Here is a 23,183-nt window from a genome sequence, read left to right as displayed (position 1 = left end):
GATATTTACTCGCCAGGCGCATTCATGACTACTCATCATTCCCTCTACAGCCAGATCCCCGCTACCGATCGTCTGCTTCGTGATCCGCGCATCACTGCGGTGCTGGAGCAGTTTGGCCATACTGCGACGGTCGACATGCTACGCCAGCTTCAGGACGATGCGCGTCGCCATATCCAGGCTGAAAACGCGCTACCCGGCTGGTGCGAGGCATGGGCGCAGGAAGTTGAACGCAGGCTGAGCAAGCACGCGCAAAGCGCGTTGCGCCCGGTTATTAACCTGACGGGCACGGTTCTGCACACCAATCTGGGCCGGGCACAGCAGGCAGAAGAAGCAATAGAGGCCGTCACCCGGGCCATGCGCTCGCCGGTGACGCTGGAGTACGATCTGGACGGCGCCGGGCGCGGGCATCGCGATCGCGCACTGGCGGATATTCTCTGCCAGATCACCGGCGCGGAAGATGCCTGCATTGTGAATAACAACGCGGCGGCGGTGCTGTTAATGCTGGCGGCCGCCGCGAGCGGAAAAGAGGTTGTCGTCTCTCGCGGCGAGCTGGTGGAGATCGGCGGGGCGTTTCGTATTCCGGATGTCATGCGCCAGGCGGGCTGCACGCTGCATGAAGTGGGCACAACCAACCGTACCCATGCAAAAGATTATCGCGCGGCGGTGAATGATAACACTGCCCTGCTGATGAAAGTGCATACCAGTAATTACCACATTGAGGGGTTCACCAAAACGGTGGAAGAGGCCGAACTGACCGCCATAGGGCGCGAGCTAAACGTGCCGGTGATTGCCGATCTCGGCAGCGGGTCGCTGGTGGATATGCGCCAGTACGGTCTGCCGAAAGAGCCAATGGTGCAGGAAATGGTTGCTGCGGGCGTAAGCCTGGTCAGTTTCTCCGGCGATAAACTGCTGGGCGGGCCGCAGGCGGGGATTATCGTCGGCAAGCGCGAGCTGATTGCGCAGCTACAGCAGCACCCACTGAAGCGTGTCCTGCGTGCCGATAAAATGACGCTGGCCGCGCTGGAAGCCACGCTGCGGCTCTATCTCCACCCGGAGAAACTGGCTGACCGCCTGCCCACGTTGCGTTTGCTGAGCCGTGATGAAGCCTCTGTTCGCGCGCGGGCGGAAGCGCTACTGCCGCAGGTTGCTCCTCATTACCCTGAGTTTGAAGTTCGTATCGAGCCTTGCCTGTCGCAAATTGGCAGCGGCTCGCTGCCCGTGGACAGGTTACCGAGCGAAGCGCTGACGTTCACCCCGCGCGACGGACGCGGAAGCCAGCTTGAGGCGCTGTCGGCGCGCTGGCGTGCATTACCGACGCCAGTGATTGGCCGGATCGGTGATGGTCGTATGTGGCTGGATTTACGCTGCCTGGAAGATGAAGGGCGGTTTCTGGAGATGATGTTGAAATGATTATTGCCACCGCCGGTCACGTTGACCACGGCAAAACCACGTTATTGCAGGCCATTACGGGCGTGAATGCCGATCGCCTGCCGGAAGAGAAAAAGCGCGGCATGACCATTGACCTGGGTTACGCCTACTGGCCACAGCCCGACGGTCGCGTGCTGGGCTTTATCGACGTGCCCGGCCACGAGAAGTTTCTTTCCAATATGCTCGCGGGCGTGGGCGGGATCGATCATGCTCTGCTGGTTGTCGCGTGCGATGACGGGGTGATGGCGCAAACGCGCGAGCATCTGGCGATCCTGCAACTGACGGGAAACCCGCAGTTGACCGTCGCCCTTACCAAAGCGGACCGTGTGGATGAGGCGCGTATCAACGAGGTGCGTGAAGAGGTACTGGCGGCGCTGAGTGAATACGGTTTTAAGGATGCCGCTCTGTTTGTCACCGTGGCGACAGAAGGCCGCGGTATCGACGCTCTTCGCGACCATTTGCAGCAGATCCCGTCTCGTGAACATGCCAGCCATCACCGCTTCCGTCTGGCGATCGACAGGGCGTTTACCGTGAAAGGGGCTGGGCTGGTGGTGACCGGTACCGCGCTGAGTGGCGAAGTTAACGTGGGCGATACCCTGTGGCTGACGGGCGTGAACAAACCGATGCGCGTGCGCGGGCTTCACGCGCAAAACCAGCCGGTGGAACAGGCCCATGCCGGGCAGCGTATCGCGCTGAATATTGCTGGTGATGCCGAAAAAGACCAGCTTAACCGCGGCGACTGGCTGCTGGCCGACGCGCCGCCGGAGCCTTCTGAACGGATTATCGTTTCTCTCCAGACCCACACGCCGCTGACCCAGTGGCAGCCGCTGCATATCCATCACGCGGCCAGCCACATCACCGGACGCGTGTCGCTGCTGGAAAACGATCTCGCCGAACTGGTGTTCGACTCCCCGCTCTGGCTGGCGGATAACGACCGCCTGGTTCTGCGCGACATCTCCGCGCGCGAAACCCTGGCGGGCGCCCGCGTGGTGATGCTGAATCCGCCCCGTCGCGGCAAGCGTAAGCCCGAGTATTTAGCGTGGCTGGCCTCGCTGGCCCAGGCCCGTGACGACAAGTCTGCGTTAGATATCCACCTTGAGCGTGGTGCGGTGGATCTGGCTGCGTTCGCCTGGGCGCGCCAGCTCAGCGGTGAAGGATTGCGTCTTCTGACGCAGGAGCCGGGTTTTATTCAGGCTGGCAACAGCCTGCTGAACGCGCCGGTGGCGGCGCGCTGGCAGCGTAAAGTGTTGAGCACGCTGGCGACCTACCATGAACAGCATCAGGATGAGCCAGGCCCGGGCCGTGAACGTCTGCGGCGCATGGCGTTGCCCATGGAAGACGACGCGCTGGTGCTGTTGCTGATTGAAAACATGCGTGAAAGCGGCGTGATTGCAAGTCATCACGGCTGGCTGCACCTGCCGGAACACAAGGCCGGTTTTACCGCTGAGCAGGACGCGGTCTGGCAAAAAGTGGCGGCGCTGTTTGGCGATGAACCCTGGTGGGTGCGCGATCTGGCGCGTGAAACCAATACCGATGAGCAACTGATGCGTCAGGTACTGCGGCATGCGGCGCAGCAGGGCATGATTGTGGCGATCGTGAAAGATCGTTATTACCGCAACGATCGGATCGTGGCGTTTGCGAACCTGATCCGGGAGCTGGATCAGGCGCGCGGATCAACCTGCGCCGCAGACTTCCGCGATCGGCTGAATGTTGGACGCAAACTGGCGATTCAGATCCTGGAGTATTTCAACCGCATCGGGTTTACGCGTCGTCGTGGCAATGACCATGTGCTACGCGACGCGCAGTTATTTCCGTAAGCGTTAAGCGCTGCGCGCCTGCTTCTGCTTAGCCAGCCAGACCGCGCCCAGCCTTCCCGCCTGGTTACCCAGCTCGCAGGGAAGGATGGGCACCCGGAGCGCTTCCCACTCCTCGAATCGCTGTAAATATTTATCCAGCAGGAGATAGATTTTCTCCTGCTCACTAATGCCGCCGCCAATCAGCACCGCCTGCGGATCAAACATAGAGATCACGCTGTAAATACCGCGCGACAGACAATGCGCCCACGCTTCAATGGCCTCGCGCAGATGCACGTCGCTGTCCATGCGTTTAAACAGCTCCTCACCATCAGGCATCTCATCTTCCGACACGGCCAGCGCGCGGCGGCAGGCTTTCATCAGGCCACTGGCGGACGCCACTTCATGCATCGGCTCGCCCTCATTGCCTACGGGCAGCACGCCAAACTCACCCGCCCGGTAGTGCGACCCGCGGTAGAGATCGCCCTCCATGACGATACCGCCGCCGATGCCGGTGCCGATGGTGATGCAGACGAAATGCTCATAGTCCTTGCCCGCGCCCTGCCAGCGCTCGCCCAGCGCCGCGCAATTGGCATCGTTTTCGATTGTCACGGGGAGATCGGTCAGCTGTGCGAACAGTTCGCACAGGTTTTCGCCGTCAAGATAGTCCAGCGCCCCGGCTTTGGCCGCTTCGCCGGTATGGTGATTGATATGTCCTGGAAAACTCACGCCAATACTGGCGATCTCGTGCTCCTGGCAGTACTTATCCACTACCGCTTTCCACTTCTCTTTGAAGGTGCTTTCATCGTCCGGCGTATCATATTCATCGGATGTCAGTTCTTCGCCGTTTTCATTAATTACGCCGTGTTTGATGTGGGTTCCACCCACGTCAAAGCCGATAAATAGCTGCATTGCATCGTTCCTCATGAGCCCTTGAGCTATTAAGTATGGCTGCGGCGGCAGAAACGAAACGTAAAGTACGGTAATCCGTGATGCGGCTCGTAAACCCGCTACCCGCTGGCGAGAAAATCACCAGCCGGAACTACCCTTGTTGTACAACAACAGCAAGGAGACGGTCATGACAAACAATCCTCCCTCATCGCGTATCCAGCCTGGCGAGTATGGTTTTCCCCTTAAGCTGAAGCCCCGCTATGACAACTTTATCGGCGGCGACTGGGTGGCGCCCGTCGACGGTGAATACTATTCCAACCTGACGCCCGTTACCGGCCAGCCGCTGTGTGAAATTGCCAGTTCGGGCAAGCGGGATATCGATTTAGCGCTGGATGCGGCGCATAAGGCGAAAGATAAGTGGGGGCAAACGTCCGTTCAGGACAGAGCGGCCATTTTGTTCAAAATCGCCGATCGGATGGAGCAGAATCTGGAGCTGCTGGCGACTGCAGAAACGTGGGACAACGGCAAGCCGATCCGCGAAACCATGGCGGCGGACGTGCCGCTGGCGATCGACCATTTCCGCTATTTTGCGTCCTGCATCCGTGCCCAGGAGGGGGGAATAAGTGAAGTTGACAAAGATACCGTGGCGTATCACTTCCACGAGCCGCTCGGCGTGGTGGGGCAAATTATTCCGTGGAACTTCCCGCTGCTGATGGCGAGCTGGAAAATGGCGCCCGCGCTGGCGGCGGGTAACTGCGTTGTGCTGAAACCTGCACGCTTAACGCCGCTTTCGGTGCTGCTGCTGATGGAGGTAATTGGCGACCTGTTGCCGCCGGGGGTCATTAACGTGGTCAACGGGGCCGGGGGAGAGATCGGCGAATATCTGGCTACTTCAAAGCGTATCGCCAAAGTGGCGTTTACTGGCTCAACGGAAGTGGGTCAGCAGATTATGCAGTACGCGACCCAGAACATCATTCCGGTCACCCTGGAGTTGGGCGGGAAATCGCCGAACATCTTCTTTGCCGACGTGATGGATGAAGAGGACGCCTTCTTCGACAAAGCGCTGGAAGGGTTTGCGCTGTTTGCGTTTAACCAGGGCGAAGTCTGCACCTGTCCGAGCCGCGCGCTGGTGCAGGAATCCATTTATGAGCGCTTTATGGAGCGGGCGATCCGGCGCGTGGAGTCGATTCGCAGCGGTAATCCGCTGGATAACGTTACCCAGATGGGGGCGCAGGTATCGCATGGCCAGCTGGAAACCATCCTCAACTATATTGATATCGGTAAAAAAGAGGGGGCCGATGTGTTGACCGGCGGTCGTCGTAAGGTGCTGGGCGGCGATTTGCAGGAGGGCTACTACCTTGAGCCGACTATCCTGTTCGGTAAGAACAACATGCGCGTTTTTCAGGAGGAAATTTTTGGACCGGTGCTGGCCGTCACCACGTTTAAAACCATGGACGAGGCGCTGGAGCTCGCCAACGACACGCAGTATGGCCTGGGGGCGGGGGTCTGGAGCCGTAACGGTAACCTTGCCTATAAAATGGGCCGCGGCATTCAGGCCGGACGCGTATGGACAAACTGCTATCACGCCTATCCGGCTCATGCGGCGTTTGGCGGCTACAAACAGTCGGGCATCGGGCGCGAAACCCATAAAATGATGCTGGAGCACTACCAGCAAACGAAATGTCTGTTAGTCAGCTACTTCGATAAACCGCTGGGGCTGTTTTAATCTCCCGGGCGGCCTGAGCCGGGTTAAAGCCGGGTGGCGGCTTCGCCTTACCCGGCCTACTTTTTACTCCCTCTCCCGTGGGAGAGGGCTGGGGTGAGGGCAACAGGCCGCAGTTATTCAGCCTTCATCCACCCATATCCGCATTTCCCCTTCTCCCCGGTTTGCCCAGCTGAACCACGGAATAAAGGTCAGCGTCTGGGGCTGACGTTCTACCGGCGAGTGGTCGTACTGCCACAGGGCATCAGTGTCCTTCGCCTGACACCCGATCCCTTCCGCCTGTATCAGCATCTTGTGCGCGAAAATGCCTTTGCCTTCAAATACCCGAAACGCGCTGTCTTGCGGCAAAGAAAGGTTATGCAGATTTGCGCCGTTATCGGCTTCTTCCAGGCAGTAAACCAGCGGCCCACGCTGCAATGCGACTTTCCCCGCCTGCTGGCGCACCTGCGGGTTGCCGTACACGCGGCGGACCGGCATCGGTAACGTCAGCGTCAGCGTGTCGCCTTCCTGCCAGTTGCGGTTTAGGTATAAGTATCCACGGGAGACCTCGCCTGTAATGGCTTGACCATTGAGCGAAACAGCCGGTTCCGCACACCAGTCCGGCAGCCTCAGGGCCAGCGTGTGAGTCACCGGAACTGGTGAGGTTATCTCGATTTTTACCTGCTCATGCCACGGATAGTTTCCGCTAATCCGCAGCTGGAGGGTGTTTTCCCCCACCGGAATGGCGACATCGTTTCCCACGTACAGGTTGATCAACAGCGCGTCCGGGCGAACGGTATAAATATAGTGCCCCAGCGAGGTCAGCACGCGCGCAATATTCGGCGGGCAACAGGCGCAGCCGAACCAGCGCTGGCGCACCGGTTTCACGTGGTCATAGATATGGTTAAAGGCCAGTGTTTTCGGGTGCACTTCCAGCGGATTTACATAAAAGAAATGCTTACCGTCCAGCGCCATGCCACCCAGCACCGTGTTGTATAGTGCGCGCTCCATCACGTCGGCGTAGTGGCCGTCCGCCTCCATCTCCAGCATCCGGCGGGCAAACATCATCAGGCCGATGGAGGCGCAGCTTTCGGCATAGACCGTATCGTTGGGCAGATCGTAATCGCTGCTGAATGCCTCGCCGCTGCTTTGCGAGCCAATCCCGCCGGTGATGTACAGCTGGCGCTGTGCCATGTTGTTCCACAGCCGCAGGCAATCCTGACGTTTCCCTTCGTCGTTGCTCAGGCGCGCCAGATGCGCCATGCCCGCCATCAGATAGACAAAACGCACGGCGTGGCCGATGGCCGTTTGTTGTTCGGTAAGGGGCTGATGCGCCTGGCTGTAGGCTTTGTCCTTGACCATCCACGCCGGGCCATAGGTGTTCCAGTATGACGTTCTGTCGCGCTTCTCATATTCGATATCGTAGAAGTGAGGCTGTGTGCCGCGTTCCTCAATAAAGTATTTCACCAGATTGAGATAGCGTGGCTCCTGCGTGACGTCGTACAGCCGCATCAGCGCCAGCTCGATTTCCGGGTGGCCAGGATAGCCGTGCAGCTGGTTTTCGCCCGGGCCAAACACGCTGTCGATATGATCCGCCAGCCTGCACACCACGTCCAGCAGGCGGCGCTTTCCGGTTCCCTGGAAATACGCCACACCCGCTTCAATCATATGCCCGGCGCAGTACAGTTCGTGGCACTCGGCCAGATTGGTCCAGCGCTCGGCCGGTGCTTTCACCGTGAAATAGGTATTGAGATAGCCATCTTCACACTGCGCCGCTGCGACCAGCTCGATCACCTCGTCGGCGGTTTTTTCCAGTTCGGCATCCGGCTTCTGGCACAGCGACCACGCCACGGCTTCGAGCCATTTCGCCACGTCGCTGTCCTGAAAGACCATCCCGTAAAACGCCCCCTGTTCCAGACCGGCCGCGATGCGGAAGTTGGCGATGGCGTGGCTGGGTTCAGCTTCCGCCACGCGATCGTTAAGCGCATCCCACTGGTAGGGGATTACCACATCGCGGACCAGCCGTTGGTACTGACCAAGAAACGGGTCGTTGATTTTCAGCTGATGCAGGTCGGCTTCCATTATGGTCATATCGTTCTCCTCAGGACTGTACATGACGCTGGCGCAAATCGGTTGCAATGCGCGACATCACGGGATTGTTAAGCCTGCACCAGCGGATAGCGACCGCCAGCAGCAGGTGGAAAAGGGCAGGGAGCAGCGTCTCCATGGCGGTGATGCCCTGCAATGAGGCGGGTGTCTGGTTGCCCGCGCCTGGCTGATAGGCCACGGCAATAAACACCAGGCTGATGATCCCGGCGCTGGATGCCCACGCGAGCTTGATGAAAAATAGATTGAAGGCGAAATTCATCCCCGAGGAGCGCACGCCGGTTTTCCATTCGCCGTAGTCATCGGCAAAGGCCATTAGCGAGAAGTGAAGCGGCAGGGTGAAGCCCAGGATCACGCCGTTACTTAAAATCACGATAAGCCAGAGCGTCTGGTGCGCCGGGCCACCTGGCAGGAACCACATTCCCATAGCAAGCGCAGCGAGTACCAGGTTGGTGTAGTAGTAGAGTTTGACGGTATCAATCCGCCGCGACAGCGGGTTGACGATCACCGCGCCCAGAATGGCGGCAAAGGTCACCATGGTGAAAAACAGCGAGGTGTACGCCGTGCTGCCCTGAAGCACATAGGTGATGAAGTACATGTAACCGCCGCCGCGAATGTTGAAGACGTTGATCAGCAGAAACGACATCACCAGCATCAGCAGCAGCTGATCGTTTTTACGCAGGCCCGCCAGGTGCTCGCGCAGGGTGAATTTCCCCATCAGCGCAAGCGGGACGCGCTCGCGCACCCAGAAGAAGCAGCACAAGAACATCACCACAGCGATGGCGCACAGTACGCCGACGCCCAACTGATAACCCCGGGCGGTATTGCCCTGTCCCAGCTCTGACACCAGCCACGGCAGGCCAACGGAGACCAGAAAGCCCGCCACGCCGCACAGTACGAAGCGCCAGGACTGGCAGGATATTACCTCGTTGTGGCGGGTGGTCATGGTGTTGATCAGCGCGCAATACGGCACGTTGATGGCGGTATAGCCTACGGACAACAGCAAATAGGTGCCGAACGCCCAGGCGATTTTCACGCCCATGCTGGCGTCCGGGACGGTGAAGGTCAGCACGCCGACGATCCCGATGGGAAGCGCGACCCACAGCTGCCACGGACGAAAACGCCCCCAGCGGCTCTGCGTGCGGTCGGCAATCACGCCCATCACTGGATCGGAAATCGCGTCAAATACCCGAAGAGCAATAAACAGCGTGCCCACCAGCGCGGGCGTCAGGCCAAATACATCGGTATAGAAAAAGGTCAGGAAGTTCATGATCAGGCAGGTAATTACCGTGCCGCCCGCGTCGCCCAGGCCGTAGCCAATTTTCTCGCGGACTGACAGTCGGTCATCGGCTGCCTGTTTTGCAACTTCTGCGTCTGTAATCGGTGTGGAAGTCATGGGGGAACTCCTCGATAAACGATTTATTATCGTATTTGTGCAAGGTACCCCATTTATTCTGCATTCAACGGGCAGACCAACAAGGGAAGGGAAAAGTATAAAAAGGTGACGATTCCGACCTGATGGTAAAACTGTGAGTTTGATCGAGCTGTTCTGCTGATATTTATTAATAATCAAACAATAAACGCAATATTAGCCACCATAAAAGCGGGAAATTGAATATCCATGCTTGAATTATCCATAGCACTTCCGATTAAGGTTCAAAATGGCGGGTTATTTATCTCCCGGGGCGTGGGTCGTCATCCCGCACGAAAATTATCTTCGTGGGAGATAATCTTTGTCGAAAAAGGGACATTAACGATCCAGGAGGAAAATACGCTGTTTGAGGTAAACGCCGGCGAGAGTTTATTACTTTGGCCGAAGCGGCGGCATGTCGGCGTGGAAGATTTTCCGGGCGATCTCAAATTTTACTGGCTGCATTTTGAGGTGGATGAAGGCTTGCCTGCGTTGCCAGGTGCGACGCCACTGTCGATTGAGCAACACTGTAGCGTGCGGGATCCGCAATATGTTATTGCGTTATTCCGTCAGTTTTTAAGCGAGCAGGAAAAATTACAGCGTAGCCAGGCGCTGGAGATAATTTTGCTGTTAATTTTGCAGCAGATATCGCTCTCGCCGGGATATGAAGATAAAGCGGATGATGCGGGCGCAGCAATGGCGTGGAAGGCCAAACAGCTTATCCGCACTCACTTTCATTTGCCCATATCCACTTCACAGCTGGCGAAAGAGCTGCACTGCAACGCAGATTACCTGGGGCGAGTATTTCGCCGGACGTTTCATTTAACCCTGACGGAGGCAATACACCGCCAGCGCGTCAGGGCCGCTGAAAAATTGTTGCTGAACGATGCGGCCTCATTAACTGAAGTGGCCACCCGGTGCGGTTTTAATGACGTGGGTTATTTCCGGCAGATATTCTCGAAACATACCGGGTTAACGCCCGCCGTCTGGAAACGGCGGTACTGTAAAGAGCATATTAATTCCGGATGATTACTGGCCGTAATAGGCATTTGCGCCATGCTTGCGCAGGTAATGCTTATCCAGCAATTCCTGCTGCATAACCGGAAGCTGTGGTGCAAGCTGGCGCGAGAAAAGCCCCATATAGGCGCACTCTTCCAGCACCACGGCATTGTGTACCGCATCGGCAGCGTCTTTGCCCCAGGCAAACGGGCCGTGAGAGTGTACCAGCACCGCCGGGACCTGCATCGGGCTTATGTCGCGCTCCTCGAAGGTTTTGATAATGACTTCCCCCGTCTGGTATTCATATTCACCCGCGATTTCAGCCGTGGTCATCAGCCGCGTGCAGGGGATCGCACCGTAGAAATAGTCCGCGTGCGTCGTGCCCCATGCGGGTAAATCCTGCCCCGCCTGCGACCAGATGGTGGCGTGGCGGGAATGGGTATGCACGATGCCACCAATTTCCGGGTAACGACGATACAGCGCGAGATGGGTCGGGGTGTCGGAGGAGGGTTTTTTACTCCCCTCGACCACTTTACCCGTGGCGATATTTACCACCACCATATCTTCTGCGGTCATCACGTCGTACTCCACGCCGGATGGTTTGATCACCATCATGCCGCTGTCACGGTCAACCGCGCTGACGTTGCCCCAGGTGAACGTCACCAGCTGGTGGGCGGGCAGGGCGAGATTTGCCGCCAGCACCTCGGCTTTGAGTTGTTCTAACATGTCATGCCTCCTTCCTGCATTCGTGCTTCAATCCAGCGGCGCGCCTGGATGATCTCCAGTACCGGCTCTTTGGCTTTTTCGGTCCACATTTCAATCAGAAATGCGCCGCGATAGTTAAGTTGATTTAGCGTGTTAAACACGCCAACGAAATCGACGCAGCCCTCGCCAAACGGCACATCACGGAACTGGCCGGGGCTTTTTTCGGTTACGGGCCGGGTGTCTTTCAGATGGATAGCGGCGATGCGGTCAATGCCCAACGTCAGCTCGGCGGTGACGTCGTTGCCCCACGCGCTCAGGTTGCCGACGTCCGGGTAAACGCTGAACCACGGCGAGGCGAGCATGTCGTCCCACTTTTTCCACTTGCTGATGGAGTTCATAAACGCGGTGTCCATGATCTCTACCGCCAGCATTACCTGCGCGGAAGCGGCCTGCTCTACGGCCCACGCCAGCCCTTCGGCAAAGCGCTGTTGCGTGCCCTCGTCATGCTCCTCGTAGTACACGTCATAACCCGCAAGCTGGATGGTGCGAATACCCAAATCACGGGCCAGCCGGATGGCTTTGGTCATGATCTCGCGGGCGCGTTCGCGCACGGTGTCATCGCGGCTGCCAAACGGGAAGCGACGATGGGCAGACAAGCACATCGACGGGATGGCCACGCCGGTCTCCAGCATCGCTTCCACCAGAGAGGCGCGCTGCGTGGTACTCCATTCAAGGCGCGATAAACGCTCGTCGGTCTCATCCACCGACATCTCCACAAAATCGAAGCCGCAGCTTTTTGCCAGAACCAGGCGCTCCGGCCAGGAGAGATCTTTTGGCAGCGCTTTTTCGTAAATGCCTAACGGATGCTGACGCATGGTTACTCTCCCCAGATGTCGCGAATTTGCGAATGGAATGCTTGTGCCACCTGCGGCGGATTGGCGGCGCCTGCCAGCGCGCGCCCGGCAATGAAGGCTTTGACGTTGATCTGCTTAAACAGCGGCAGGTCAGCGGGGGTGATACCGCCAGTGATGGAAAGCTGTAGCCCGATATCGGACAACGCCTTCATTTTGCTGAGATCCGCCTCGCCCCACTGCTGGCCGCTGGCCTGTGCGTCGCGCCCGCGGTGGTATATCGCCTGCTTCACCCCGATGCGGTGCCACGCGCGCGCGTCGTCCAGCGTCCAGTTGCCAAACAGCTCCATCTGGATCTCGCCGCCGCCGCGCAGTGCGACCTCGTGGCCACGTTCAACGGTGGCCAGCGGGGCGGCACAGATGATGGTCATCCAGTTTGCGCCTGCGCCAAACGCCTGCTCAGCCAGCGTTTCTCCGGCATCGGCGACTTTCCAGTCCGCCACGATAATTTTATCCGGACACTGAGCGCGCAGGGCGCGAACGGCGTTTAGCCCTTCGGTCAGACACAGGATGGTGCCGGCTTCGACGATGTCGACGTGATCGGAAAGCGTCGCGACATCCCGCTGCGCGGCCTGAAGTGAGGTGTGGTCGAGCGCCAGCTGCAATAATGGTCGGCTCATAGGTCGTACTCCTTAACACGGGCGTGATAGCCCTGTAATGCTGAAATCAGTAGCTGGTAACGGTGATATTTGCGCTGGTAGGCGGCATGGGCACGCATGTCAGGTTCAATCATCCGGATGTCATGCCTGAGGGCGCGCTGAGCGGCGTAAAAATCGGGATAGAGACCTGTACCGACGAGCGCGGCCAGCGCCGCACCGGAACAGCCGGTCTCTTCCACCTGCGGGAGTTCAATCGCCAGGCCGCTGACGTCCGCGAGCATCTGCATCCACACGTCCGAATGGGTGGGGCCGCCCGTCACGCGCAGGGTCTGCACGTGGGGAAAGCGTTCGAGCATACGGTTGAGGTGGGTCATGTGGCTGAATACCACCCCTTCATAAACCGCCTGGAGAAGGTGCGCGCGGGTATGCAGCGCCTGCAAACCATAGAAGCCGCTGGTCATCTCCAGTCCGGCGTTGCTGCCGTAGAGGAAAGGCAGGAAGAACACATCGCTTTCAGCTTTTGGCAGGCTGGCCACGGCGTGGTTAATCTCATCGAATGACATTTCGCCCCATTGGGCCGTCAGCCATTCCAGGTTGCCGGACGAGGTGGGGCTGGCTTCGTGAACGATGAACTGCTGCGGATGGACATAGCGGCCATAGACGTAGGGGAACGGCTCGTTGTCGCGGATGCCGTGGGCAATCCCACTGGTCACGGCCCAGGTCCCCATTACGGCATTCAGCGTATTTTCGTCATGCAGCCCGGCGCAGATCGCGGTGGAAACCACATCAAACAGTCCACCAACGACGGGAGTACCCGCCGTGAGACCGGTCAGTGCGGCTGCCTGAGCGGTGATTTCCCCGCAAATTTCTGCTGAACCGATAATAGGCGGCAGGGCACCGTCAATGTCGCTGATGCCGAGCCAGCGCGTGAGCTGCGGATCGTACTGCCCGGTATTCATGTTGTAGAGATTGGATTCCGAGATGTTGCTCTCTTCGCAGCCTTTGACTCCGGTCAGACACCAGCGCAGGTAATCGTGCGCCATCATCACGCTGCCGATTTGCTGATACCGCTGCGGCTCGTTCTCTTTAACCCAGCGCAGGAGTGAGGCCGGATGCCCCGTCCACAGCGTCTGGCGAGTATGCGGATAGAGCTTTTCGGGTATACCGTCCTGCTGCCAGCGTTGCACGATCTCCAGCGCACGGCGATCGGAGGAGAGTATGGCGTTACCCAGGGGGCGATCCTGTTTATCGAGCAAAAATAGCCCCTTGCCCTGGGCTGAAATGCCAACGCCTTTAATCTGACCGCCGTCAGCGCCTGAATTTTTAAGCAGCAGGGCGACGGTTTTGTGGCAGTGCTGCCAGAGCTGGTGCATATCCCGCTCGGCGTAGCCAGCGCGTGGGCTGAGCGTGGCCACTGAGCGGCGTTCAATACAGACTTCTTTGCCCTGGCTGTTGTATAAACCGGCTTTCAGATAAGTACCGCCACAATCGATACCCAGCCAGAAGGGCTCTTTTTCACTCATCTTCTTCTCGCTTAATTGCCGGGTGGCGCTTCGCTTACCCGGCCTACGGTTTGGTTTAGTGAATCAGGTGAGGGCCTCAGGCCGCACGCTTATGCGAGTTCACCGTGGGGTTGGGCTCTGCTCCGGCATCGCATTTCGCCGGTAACATCAGGGCCAGCAGCGATGCCAGCGCCAGCGAAACCGCCAGGCAGTAAACGCCTGCGTCTTTGCTGTACAGGGTGATCAGTACGCCTACCGCATAAGGACCGCAGAACCCGCCGAGGTTGCCCAGGGCATTAATCACGCCGCGTGCGCCACCCGCCATCTCAGCGCTGAACAGACGCGCCGGGATGGTCCAGAACACGCCCGCTGCGGATTGCAGGAAGAAGCCACAGCCCACCAGCGCGGCATAGGCCAGCCAGGTGTGCTCTTTCAGCGCCACGGAGAGGAACATGCAGAGCGCAAAGCCAATCAATGGCAGGGAAACAAACAGCTTGCGCTTGCCGGTGCGGTCAGAGAGCGTAGAGAACAGGAACATGCCGGCAATGGCGCCGATGTAAGGCAGAATGGCGAGCATTCCCACCTGGCCGATGCTGGTGTGCGTCAGTTCTTTCAGAATGGTGGGCAGCCAGAGGGTGTAACCGTAAATGCCGGTCTGGTAGAAGAAGTTGAGGGCGATCAGCTGCCACATGGTTTTGTCAGACAGCACTGCGCTGAGCGAGGCGTTTTTCACCTCTTTACCCGCAATGGCCTGCTGCTCTGCCGCCAGTGTTTGTACCAGGTAGTTTTTCTCGGCCTCAGAGATCCAGCGCGCTTCCTGCGGCCGGTCGTAGACGGTGAACGCCCACAGCACCAGCACAACAACGGACATCAGACCTTCAATAATGAACAGCCAGCGCCAGTCGAGAGCGGTGATAATCCAGCCCGACAGTGGGGCGGTGATGATCCCGGCGATGGGCACGAACATGATCACAATCGCGTTGGCGCGGCCGCGCTCGGCATCCGGGAACCAGTTACTGATCATCGTGAGCACAACGGGCAGCATCCCGCCTTCCGCCACGCCGAGTAAGAAGCGCAGCACCAGCAGCTGATACTGGTTGGTTACAAGCCCGGTCAGAACCGAGATCACCGCCCAGGCAACCAGCGACCAGCCGATAAACTTCTTACCGCTGCCGTGCACGGCAATTTTGCCGCCGGGAACTTGCAGGAACAAATAGCCAATAAAAAAGATCCCCCCCGCCAGGCCCGCCATCGTGGCGGAAATGCCCAGCTCTTCATCCATACCGCCGGGCATCGCAAAAGCTATATTTACGCGGTCCATATAGGAAATAATGCAGGCGATAAGAATAGGGGGAATGATCCTTAGCCAGCGCTGGCGCGGAATGTCCGCGTGTAGAGCATTAGAAGAAATATTCATAGTTAATATCTCAGTGAAGGTAACCGGAAAATGTATTCTTTATTTTTATTGTGATGCTTTATTCATAGCGCTAATGCCGTCGCGCAAAATAGCGATGCGATGGCTGACGTCAGCATTAGCATTTATTTCCAGTAATTTAATACCGGAGAATTTCAATGTTGCGGCGCTCGCCGCAGTAAACAGCGTTTTTACATGTTCAGTGGACATGAGACTGTCGGCACAGAACGAAGAAAACGGCGCGTGCAGATCCTGCCATTCTCCGTACTCACCGCGAGGGGTCGTGCCCGAGAACATCAGCGCCCCCAGTTTCCCGGCAGCGAGTGCCGCCTGAACATGTTCCAGCGGAAGGGCGGTGTTGCGACCTTCGATGGCCGAACGTGCCCAGTTGATACAGACGCTGATATCGGTCTCTCTCACTACCTCCAGCACCTGCTCTAAGGGCAAGAACCCTTTACGCGGCGCCGGGCTATTCATCGCATCACAGTGTTCCAGCACCAGATCGCAGCCCCAGTCCCAGCTCGCGATTTCCCTTACCGAGCGGGAGAATGCTTCTGTCGCTTGCTCGACAGAATCATTACCCGCCTGTGGTGCGGCCTGCATTTCCAGAGCGACCACTTTCCCGGGAAAGCGGGTGTTAACGGCATCAATCTTTTGATGCAGATGGCGGTAATATTCAATGCACGCTTTACGTTGTTCTTCGTCCGCGGACGCCAGGCCAAACGCGCCGTTGCTGCCGCGGCGGCGCATGGTTTCCATAACGGCTGTGACAACGATCTGCCAGTTGCCCGGCGTATGACGAAACAGCCATTCATCACCAAACGGATGGAGATTTTCAAGGCAAGGTTGTTCCAGCCCGCGAATATTTGGCGTGTCGGAAAGTTCCCGCCAGAAGGCGTGTTCTTCCTGCTCCCCTTTCTGGTGAAACGAGGGTGCGCAGGGGTACGCACCAATAATAAAACCGGTGTTGGTCATTTCGCATTCCTGTATTTATCAGAAAATTAATCTAATTCGCTGATGGCCACTTTCACCACAATTTTACGAATTGCGGATCCCTTGTTTTTAATACAGGCAGGACGGTGAACATCCTGCGGGAAAAATATGGCGTAACTGCCAGGGATCATTTCGATAAACGACTCGTGTTCGCTGTCGTGATAAAAAATAATATCCCGTTGCTCCAGCAATGATTCGCTGATTTTGTTATTCCCGGTATCAATAGCAATACCGATTTTTTCTTCGCCCCAGGCCAAAAACTGGATATCCAGATAGCGGCGATGGACTTCAGGGCGGTTCTCGTGCTGTTCCTTTGTGGTGAGGTCGAGAACCTGGGCAAAAATGTTGCGGCCTTCAATTTCGATCACGCCCGGCGCCAGGGTGGTGAAATCCGTGGTACGCAGAAAATTAAGCGCCTTTTCAATCGCCAGCGGCAGGCGACATGGATTTGGCTGTGTAATATGTCCGAATATCATGACCCACTCCTTACAGAGACTGGATTTTCGCCCACACGCTGTCGTCAATCGTGATGCCGTTGCGGCGGTTCTCCTCCAGCAGGCGTGTGAACTCATGGCCTGGCAGACGGACGGCGACGTTTTCATCAGCGCGTTCTGCGGTGGTGATGAAGTCCATGATGCGCTGTAGTTTGGCATCGCGGGTTGGGCCGTCGATCAGGCGATTCACTTCGATGGCGATAAAGATCTGCGATACGCCGTATTCGTCGCTGTTGTCCTGGGTCACTTCCGCAACGGATGCGCCGTCAGAGAGCAAGGTGGCGATCATGTCGAGCACAATCGATAAGCCAGAACCTTTCCAGTAGCCCATGGGCAGTATGCGGCGGTTTTTCTCAATCACGCCCGGCTCTCTGGTTAGATTGCCCTCATCGTCAAAGCCGCCGTCGACCGGTAATTCGCGTCCGGCCAGGCGATTCACCTCCAGCATGCCGTAGGAGAACATCGACATCGACATATCGACCATGGTGATTGGATTCGACGGAATGGCAACGATCAGGGGGTTTGTGCCGATGCAGCATTCTTTTGATCCCCACGCGGGCATCACGGCAATAGAGTTGGTCCAGCAGATGCCGATATAGCCTTTCTCCGCCGCCTGCCAGCCGTAGCTACCGCCGCGCATCCAGTGGTTAGCATTACGCAGCGCTACCAGGCCGATCCCGTGATCGGACGCCAGCTCGGTAGCACGGTCCATCATCTTCTTCGCCGTCAGGTTGCCGATGGAACGCTGCGCATCCCACTGTTCGATGGCGCCTAATGTCGTTACGCGTTTCGGCTGGGCGTCAGGGAGGATGTCGCCTGCGTCAAGCTGCTGAATAAATCGCGGGAAGCGGTTGACGCCGTGTGAATAAACGCCGGACTCCGTGGTGCGGGCGAACATCTCAGCGCAGGCGTCTGCGGTATCCGCTTTTACACCGCGATCGAGCAGAACCCGATTGAACGCCGCTTTCAACTCTTCGAAGGTCACTTTCATCCCTGTTCTCCTGTTTTTTTAGGGGCAAGTGCGAGTGCTTTTTTATCGCTAAATTTCACTATGCGAAATCTGATTTCAAATATAGCGATCAAATTTTGTCAGATCAACGACATTCACGTTTTTCAAAACCGATTAAAATCAAATGGTTGTGTTTTTTCTGTTGAGATCGTGAACTAAACCACACTTTGCGCTACCATCAGGGCGCGATAAACAGGAGCCATTTGATGAGCATAAAAGAGAGCGAAATGACGCAAGAAAAAGAGAGGCCAGCAGGTAGCCAGAGCTTGTTTCGCGGCCTGATGCTGATTGAAATCCTCAGTAACTATCCAAACGGGTGTCCGCTTGCGCATTTATCAGAACTGGCGGGGCTGAATAAAAGCACCGTGCACCGGTTATTGCAGGGGTTGCAGTCGTGCGGGTACGTGACGCCGGCGCCGGCGGCAGGGAGCTATCGTCTGACCACCAAATTTATCGCCGTCGGGCAAAAGGCGCTTTCATCGCTCAATATTATTCACGTGGCGGCGCCGCACCTCGAGGCGCTGAACATTGCCACCGGCGAAACGGTCAACTTCTCCAGCCGTGAAGATGATCACGCGATCCTGATTTATAAGCTTGAGCCAACAACCGGTATGCTGCGCACGCGCGCATATATCGGCCAGCACATGCCGCTCTATTGTTCTGCGATGGGCAAAATCTATATGGCGTTTGGTCATCAGGATTACGTGGCGAGCTACTGGGAAAGCCACCAGGAACAGATCCAACCTTTGACCCGCAACACCATCACCGAACTGAGCGCGATGTATGATGAGCTGGCGGAAATTCGCGATCACAGTATGGCGATGGATAAAGAAGAGAACGAGCTGGGTGTGTCATGTATCGCCGTGCCGGTCTTTGATATTCACGGGCGCGTGCCCTATGCCATCTCCATTTCGCTGTCGACGTCGCGCATGAAGCAGGTGGGCGAGAAAAACTTGTTAAAACCGCTGCGTGACACGGCGGAAGCTATCTCGAAAGAACTGGGGTTTAACGTGCGCGAGGCGTAACTGATGAACCGATTTATTCTGACGGATCCTGAAAAATGTATCGGGTGCCGCACCTGTGAGGTGGCGTGCATGATGTCGCATCAAAGCAGCGCCACGCCAGAAGCGTTTACGTCACGTATCCGCGTGGTTAAGGGGGGAACCTTCACCACAGCCGTGGGCTGCCATCAGTGTGAAGATGCGCCCTGCGCGAATGTCTGCCCGACGGGGGCCATTCACCGTGCTGCGGGAGCCTGGCTCGTTGAGCAGGCTCGCTGTATCGGCTGCAAAAGCTGTATGGTGGCGTGCCCGTTCGGGGCAATGCAGGTTCGGGTTGTGGGAGATCGCGTTCAGGCGCTGAAATGTGATTTGTGCATGCATCGCGAGGGCGGTCCCGCCTGCGTCGAAGCCTGTCCCACCCACGCGCTGCGCTGCATAGACCCCGCCAGACTACGCGTGGAACGGCTGCGTAATCTGGCCTGAGGTTTTATTAACCGGCCTCGCGCCAGGCGTTCTCAATCTCTTCGGCGAGAATTTTCACACCCGCTTCGATTTTTTCCGGGTCCGGGACGTAGTTCATGCGCATGCACTGGTGCGTATGCGGCCACGGCTTATCCAGACCCGGGAAGAAGTAATCCCCCGGGACCATCAGCACGCCACGCTTTTTCAGACGCTGATAAAGCAGCTCTGTCGTAATGGGCAGATCCTTAAACCACAGCCACAGGAAAATTGCCCCTTCCGGTTTATGGATCAGGCAGCGTTCCTCCGGTAAGTAGCGGCGAAGGATGGCGATAGTTTCCTGAACGCGCTGAGAGTAAAACGGCTTGATCACCTCATTCGACAGGCGCAGCAGGTCGTTACGCCTGATCATCTCGCACATCATCGCCGGGCCGATGCCGCCAGGGGAAAGGCTGATAATGCCGTTCATGTTGGTAATGGCGGTGATGATTTTCTCGTTAGCAATGATAATGCCGCAGCGGCTGCCCGGCAGGCCCAGCTTGGAGAGGCTCATGCAGAGGATGATGTTCGGGTTCCACAGCGGACGCGCTTCGCTGAAGATGATCCCCGGGAACGGTACGCCATAGGCGTTATCGATCACCAGCGGGATGCCGTGCTGATTCGCCAGCACATCCAGCTTCATCAGCTCGTCGTCGGTGATCACGTTCCCCGTCGGGTTGGTGGGACGAGATACGCAGATCATGCCCGTCTCTTCACCGATATGCAGATGTTCAAAATCGACGTGATATTTGAACTGGCCCTCTGGCAACAACTCGATATTCGGACGTGCGGAAACAAACAGGTCTTCTTCGAGGCCGGCATCGGCATAGCCGATATACTCCGGTGCCAGCGGGAACAGCACTTTTTTCGTTGTGCCGTCGGCGCGGCGTCCGGCGAACAGATTGAATAAGTAGAAAAACGCGCTCTGACTGCCGTTTGTCAGTGCAATGTTCTGTGGTTCGATATCCCAACCCAGCGCTTCCCGCAGCATTGCCGCCAGAAGCGTCAGTAGTTCTGTTTTACCCTGAGGGCCGTCGTAATTACATAGCGCATCGGTTGCTTTACCGTTTTCCAGCATGTCTGCCAGCAGCGTCTGGAAGTAGGTGTTCATCTCCGGAATTTGAGCCGGGTTTCCGCCGCCAAGCATGATAGCGCCTGGGGTGCGCAGCCCGTCGTTGAGGTCCTCCATCAGGCGGGTAATGCCTGAATGGCGGGTAAATTTGTCGCCGAATTGTGAAAACGTCATAGCAGGTGATCTGTCGGGCTTAATATGAAAGGCAGTAACCATAACGCCAGCACCGTGTTGGTGCAAATCGGCGGATGTGGTCGGATTTGTTGTTTTGTATGGTGGAGAGGGATTATTGCAGTGAATCGTTCTGATGAATGTCTCCTCACCCCGGCCCTCTCCCCAAAGGGGCGAGGGTGAAAGACCGCACCGTGCAATCCCCTTGCCCCTTAGGGGAGAGGATTAGGGTGAGGGGGCTGTTCTACTGATTACCCGCCCACACCACCATCACCTTATCGCCCTTGTGCTCGCGCACAAAGCCGTAGCCTTCTTTCATTGACAGCGTTGTTTGCTTGCCTTCACCCACAGCCGGATGACGGGCGCGGAACTGCCCCAGAAGCTGCCAGTGGGCGACAGTTAACGCCTGTTTACCCGTGACGTCCTGCCAGTTCATATCCGAACGGGTTCCCTGTAGCGGATCGGAGCCCGTCGGACCAAATGGACGCTCTGATTCATCGCCGTAATAGATCTGCACGCTTCCCGGCGCCAGCAGCAGTAACTCAGCGGCGCGCTGACCCCCTTCACGGAACAGACGCGTATCGTGGGAGGAGAGATAGCTCAGCACGTTAAAACTTTGCAGCTTTTCTGCCATTTGCTGCCAGGTCAAATCCATATCTGCCAGACAGTCCACTGCTTTCGCCGCCTGCTCCTGATAGTCAAAGTTGATCATCGCATCGAAGCCGTGGCGGTAATAATCGCTCTGCATCACGCCGTGGCCCCAGGATTCACCGGTCATCCAGAACGGCGCATCGTCGAGTTTTTTGTCCGGGTTGGCTGCCTTCCACGCGGCCAGCGCCTGGCTGGCCTGGTCTTTCAGTTGCTGCCAGGCTTCATGCTCAACGTGTTTGGCGGTATCGACCCGGAAACCGTCGATGCCGTAGTCACGTACCCACTGGCTAAGCCAGTGGGTCAGGTAATCTCGCGGCGTGAAATTCGTCATCACTTTCGCGTTGGTGTCGGGCTTGTGTTGATAAAAGTTCGGCAAACCTGACGGGGTTTTTGATTCCGTTTTCAGATCCGGCAGGAAGGCCAGGGACATGGTCAAGTCGTCAAAGCCCGGGTTGTCGTAATCACCGATATCGGTACGGATCCATTTTTTACCCCACCATTTTTCCCATGCGGCTTTGTCACTGAAGTTGATGTAATCGTTGAAGCTGTGCCAGCTTTGACCCGCGCCTGGCTTCCAGTCAGTCCAGCGTTCGCCGAGCGTTTTTTTCAGCTCATCTCCCTGTAAATAGAGTGCGCCAAACTGATATTGCTGCATATCTGCAAGCGTCGCATAGCCCGCGTGGTTCATGACAACGTCAAACAGGACGCGGATACCGCGCCTGTGCGCGTCGTCGACAAGCTGGCGTAAATCATCTTCGTTGCCCATGTTGGCGTCGAGTTTCGTCCAGTCCTGGGTGTAATAACCGTGATACGCGTAGTGGGGGAAATCCCCTTTGGTGCCGCCGCCAACCCAGCCGTGGATCTGCTCCAGCGGGGAGCTTATCCAGAGCGCATTCACGCCCAGTTGCTGAAGGTAATCCAGTTTGCTGGTAAGCCCTTTCAGATCGCCGCCGTGGAAAGTACCTATCTCCTGCATACCATCTTTATGGCGGCCATAGCTGTTGTCGTTGGTGGGGTCGCCATTCACGAAGCGATCGGTCAGCACGAAATAGACGGTGGCGTTTTGCCAGCTGAACGGCGCGGGTTTGTCCGTTTCGGCGCGCTCAAGCAGCAGCAGGCCATCGCTGTTGGCGGCTGGCTGAAGAGTCACTTTGCCATTTTGAACGGTCGCGGTCTGTTTGCTGTAAAAATCACGCACCACCGTGCCTTCCGGGAACGTGTTAACGACGTCGATCGTGAGCGGTTTGCCGTCCCACTTCGGGCACTGGCGGGTAACGTTTGCGACAGGCTGTGGCGCCGCACTTTGTACCGCCAGCATCAGCGTCGGCGTTCCAGAGCGCGTATCAATACGCATCTGATAAACGCCGTCACGGAATAATCGCCACTGCGGTGGCGTGCCTTCGCACGGTTTGAGCGACAGCATCTCGTTGAGCTTAATGGCCTTTGTCGGCTGCCAGCACGCGTTGTCAAGACTCAACGTCAGTGGACGGGTACCCTTCGCAAGCGTTGCCTGGCTGGTAAAGACGCCGGTACCTTCAGCGTTGAATGCGTCAAATCCCGGCGATGACCAGTCGGCATGCGCGAATGCGGGTAACATCAGAACAGCTAATGCAGTGCGTTTCATTCCATTTTCCTGTCGCGGCATTTTTGACCAGTGTGCCATTCGGCTCAGGGGAAAAACTCCTCCTCTGAGGCTTTCTGCCAGGAGGACGCGTAGGGATGAGTGATCCCGCGCAAAATTAGGCAGTTATCTGCGATATCGCGCACATTTTTCCAGTGTTGGTGCTTTAATGAGCATGTTCCGGATGACATAGTTTCGGAATTGGACTATTT

19 protein-coding genes are annotated in these 23,183 nt (G+C 57.2%); 6 read left to right on the top strand and 13 right to left on the bottom strand.

Annotated elements, in window-relative coordinates:
• The first annotated feature begins 24 nt into the window (after nucleotides 1–24).
• Both selA and selB read left to right on the top strand, forming a co-directional pair.
• On the top strand, nucleotides 25–1,410 hold the full coding sequence (selA, locus tag ACQG0S_RS21715) for an L-seryl-tRNA(Sec) selenium transferase (protein ID WP_063138189.1): 1,386 nt from the start codon (nucleotides 25–27) through the stop codon (nucleotides 1,408–1,410).
• Nucleotides 1,407–3,245: a selenocysteine-specific translation elongation factor gene (gene selB / locus ACQG0S_RS21710; RefSeq protein WP_023298869.1), complete on the top strand. Its 1,839-nt coding sequence runs from the start codon at nucleotides 1,407–1,409 to the stop codon at nucleotides 3,243–3,245. Before selA ends, selB begins: the two co-directional genes overlap by 4 nt.
• Nucleotides 3,246–3,248: 3 nt before the next feature.
• Here selB and ACQG0S_RS21705 read toward each other — a convergent pair whose 3' ends face one another.
• Complete coding sequence (locus ACQG0S_RS21705) at nucleotides 3,249–4,133, bottom strand: ROK family protein (RefSeq protein WP_023298868.1); 885 nt, start codon at nucleotides 4,131–4,133, stop codon at nucleotides 3,249–3,251.
• 166 nt (nucleotides 4,134–4,299) lie between these two features.
• Between ACQG0S_RS21705 and aldB the strand changes: the two genes are divergently transcribed.
• Entirely contained in the window at nucleotides 4,300–5,838 is a 1,539-nt protein-coding gene (gene aldB, locus ACQG0S_RS21700; protein ID WP_426750765.1) for an aldehyde dehydrogenase AldB, read from the top strand.
• 117 nt (nucleotides 5,839–5,955) lie between these two features.
• On the opposite strand, the gene ACQG0S_RS21695 is transcribed toward aldB, so the two are convergent.
• A complete protein-coding gene (locus tag ACQG0S_RS21695; protein WP_063138188.1) occupies nucleotides 5,956–7,905 on the bottom strand; it encodes a glycoside hydrolase family 127 protein in 1,950 nt (649 codons plus the stop codon).
• Between the two features lie 10 nt (nucleotides 7,906–7,915).
• Entirely contained in the window at nucleotides 7,916–9,316 is a 1,401-nt protein-coding gene (locus ACQG0S_RS21690; RefSeq protein ID WP_022649754.1) for an MFS transporter, read from the bottom strand.
• A gap of 225 nt (nucleotides 9,317–9,541) precedes the next feature.
• On the opposite strand from ACQG0S_RS21690, the gene ACQG0S_RS21685 reads away from it, so the two are divergent.
• Nucleotides 9,542–10,360, top strand: a complete 819-nt coding sequence (locus ACQG0S_RS21685) for an AraC family transcriptional regulator (protein WP_022649753.1) — start codon at nucleotides 9,542–9,544, stop codon at nucleotides 10,358–10,360.
• Here ACQG0S_RS21685 and araD read toward each other — a convergent pair whose 3' ends face one another.
• The 8 genes from araD to yiaK all read right to left on the bottom strand — a co-directional run bounded on the left by araD (nucleotide 10,361) and on the right by yiaK (nucleotide 17,939).
• The gene (gene araD, locus ACQG0S_RS21680; protein WP_038416909.1) at nucleotides 10,361–11,056 is read right to left on the bottom strand and encodes an L-ribulose-5-phosphate 4-epimerase; all 696 of its coding nucleotides are present in this window, start codon (nucleotides 11,054–11,056) and stop codon (nucleotides 10,361–10,363) included.
• Nucleotides 11,050–11,910: an L-ribulose-5-phosphate 3-epimerase gene (locus tag ACQG0S_RS21675; protein ID WP_038416908.1), complete on the bottom strand. Its 861-nt coding sequence runs from the start codon at nucleotides 11,908–11,910 to the stop codon at nucleotides 11,050–11,052. Before ACQG0S_RS21675 ends, araD begins: the two co-directional genes overlap by 7 nt.
• Before the next feature lie 2 nt (nucleotides 11,911–11,912).
• Complete coding sequence (gene ulaD / locus ACQG0S_RS21670; protein ID WP_023298862.1) at nucleotides 11,913–12,566, bottom strand: 3-keto-L-gulonate-6-phosphate decarboxylase UlaD; 654 nt, start codon at nucleotides 12,564–12,566, stop codon at nucleotides 11,913–11,915.
• Nucleotides 12,563–14,068, bottom strand: a complete 1,506-nt coding sequence (locus ACQG0S_RS21665) for an FGGY-family carbohydrate kinase (protein WP_048966139.1) — start codon at nucleotides 14,066–14,068, stop codon at nucleotides 12,563–12,565. The genes ulaD and ACQG0S_RS21665 overlap by 4 nt, the downstream gene beginning before the upstream one ends.
• A 76-nt stretch (nucleotides 14,069–14,144) precedes the next feature.
• Complete coding sequence (locus tag ACQG0S_RS21660) at nucleotides 14,145–15,464, bottom strand: MFS transporter (RefSeq protein WP_038416906.1); 1,320 nt, start codon at nucleotides 15,462–15,464, stop codon at nucleotides 14,145–14,147.
• Nucleotides 15,465–15,509: 45 nt separating this feature from the next.
• The gene (locus ACQG0S_RS21655) at nucleotides 15,510–16,436 is read right to left on the bottom strand and encodes a DUF4862 family protein (RefSeq protein ID WP_023298859.1); all 927 of its coding nucleotides are present in this window, start codon (nucleotides 16,434–16,436) and stop codon (nucleotides 15,510–15,512) included.
• A 26-nt stretch (nucleotides 16,437–16,462) separates the two neighbouring features.
• Nucleotides 16,463–16,930 (bottom strand): YhcH/YjgK/YiaL family protein, encoded by a 468-nt coding sequence (locus ACQG0S_RS21650; RefSeq protein ID WP_045308999.1) that lies wholly within the window; start codon nucleotides 16,928–16,930, stop codon nucleotides 16,463–16,465.
• Between the two features lie 10 nt (nucleotides 16,931–16,940).
• Nucleotides 16,941–17,939 (bottom strand): 3-dehydro-L-gulonate 2-dehydrogenase, encoded by a 999-nt coding sequence (gene yiaK, locus ACQG0S_RS21645; RefSeq protein ID WP_048966138.1) that lies wholly within the window; start codon nucleotides 17,937–17,939, stop codon nucleotides 16,941–16,943.
• Nucleotides 17,940–18,163: 224 nt separating this feature from the next.
• On the opposite strand from yiaK, the gene yiaJ reads away from it, so the two are divergent.
• Together yiaJ and ACQG0S_RS21635 are read left to right on the top strand one after the other, a co-directional pair.
• Complete coding sequence (gene yiaJ / locus ACQG0S_RS21640; protein ID WP_015572751.1) at nucleotides 18,164–18,982, top strand: IclR family transcriptional regulator YiaJ; 819 nt, start codon at nucleotides 18,164–18,166, stop codon at nucleotides 18,980–18,982.
• A gap of 3 nt (nucleotides 18,983–18,985) precedes the next feature.
• A complete protein-coding gene (locus ACQG0S_RS21635) occupies nucleotides 18,986–19,441 on the top strand; it encodes a 4Fe-4S dicluster domain-containing protein (protein ID WP_045309001.1) in 456 nt (151 codons plus the stop codon).
• Nucleotides 19,442–19,448: 7 nt separating this feature from the next.
• Here ACQG0S_RS21635 and avtA read toward each other — a convergent pair whose 3' ends face one another.
• Both avtA and ACQG0S_RS21625 read right to left on the bottom strand, forming a co-directional pair.
• Entirely contained in the window at nucleotides 19,449–20,702 is a 1,254-nt protein-coding gene (gene avtA / locus ACQG0S_RS21630; protein WP_045622149.1) for a valine--pyruvate transaminase, read from the bottom strand.
• A 241-nt stretch (nucleotides 20,703–20,943) separates the two neighbouring features.
• Complete coding sequence (locus ACQG0S_RS21625) at nucleotides 20,944–22,974, bottom strand: alpha-amylase (RefSeq protein ID WP_063138187.1); 2,031 nt, start codon at nucleotides 22,972–22,974, stop codon at nucleotides 20,944–20,946.
• Nucleotides 22,975–23,183 lie beyond the last annotated feature (209 nt).

Origin of the sequence: Enterobacter cloacae complex sp. 418I7, assembly GCF_050030705.1 — a bacterium.
Lineage (GTDB): Bacteria > Pseudomonadota > Gammaproteobacteria > Enterobacterales > Enterobacteriaceae > Enterobacter > Enterobacter intestinihominis.
Note: the sequence above shows the minus strand (reverse complement) of the source record. Positions and strands in the feature narration are given on the sequence as shown.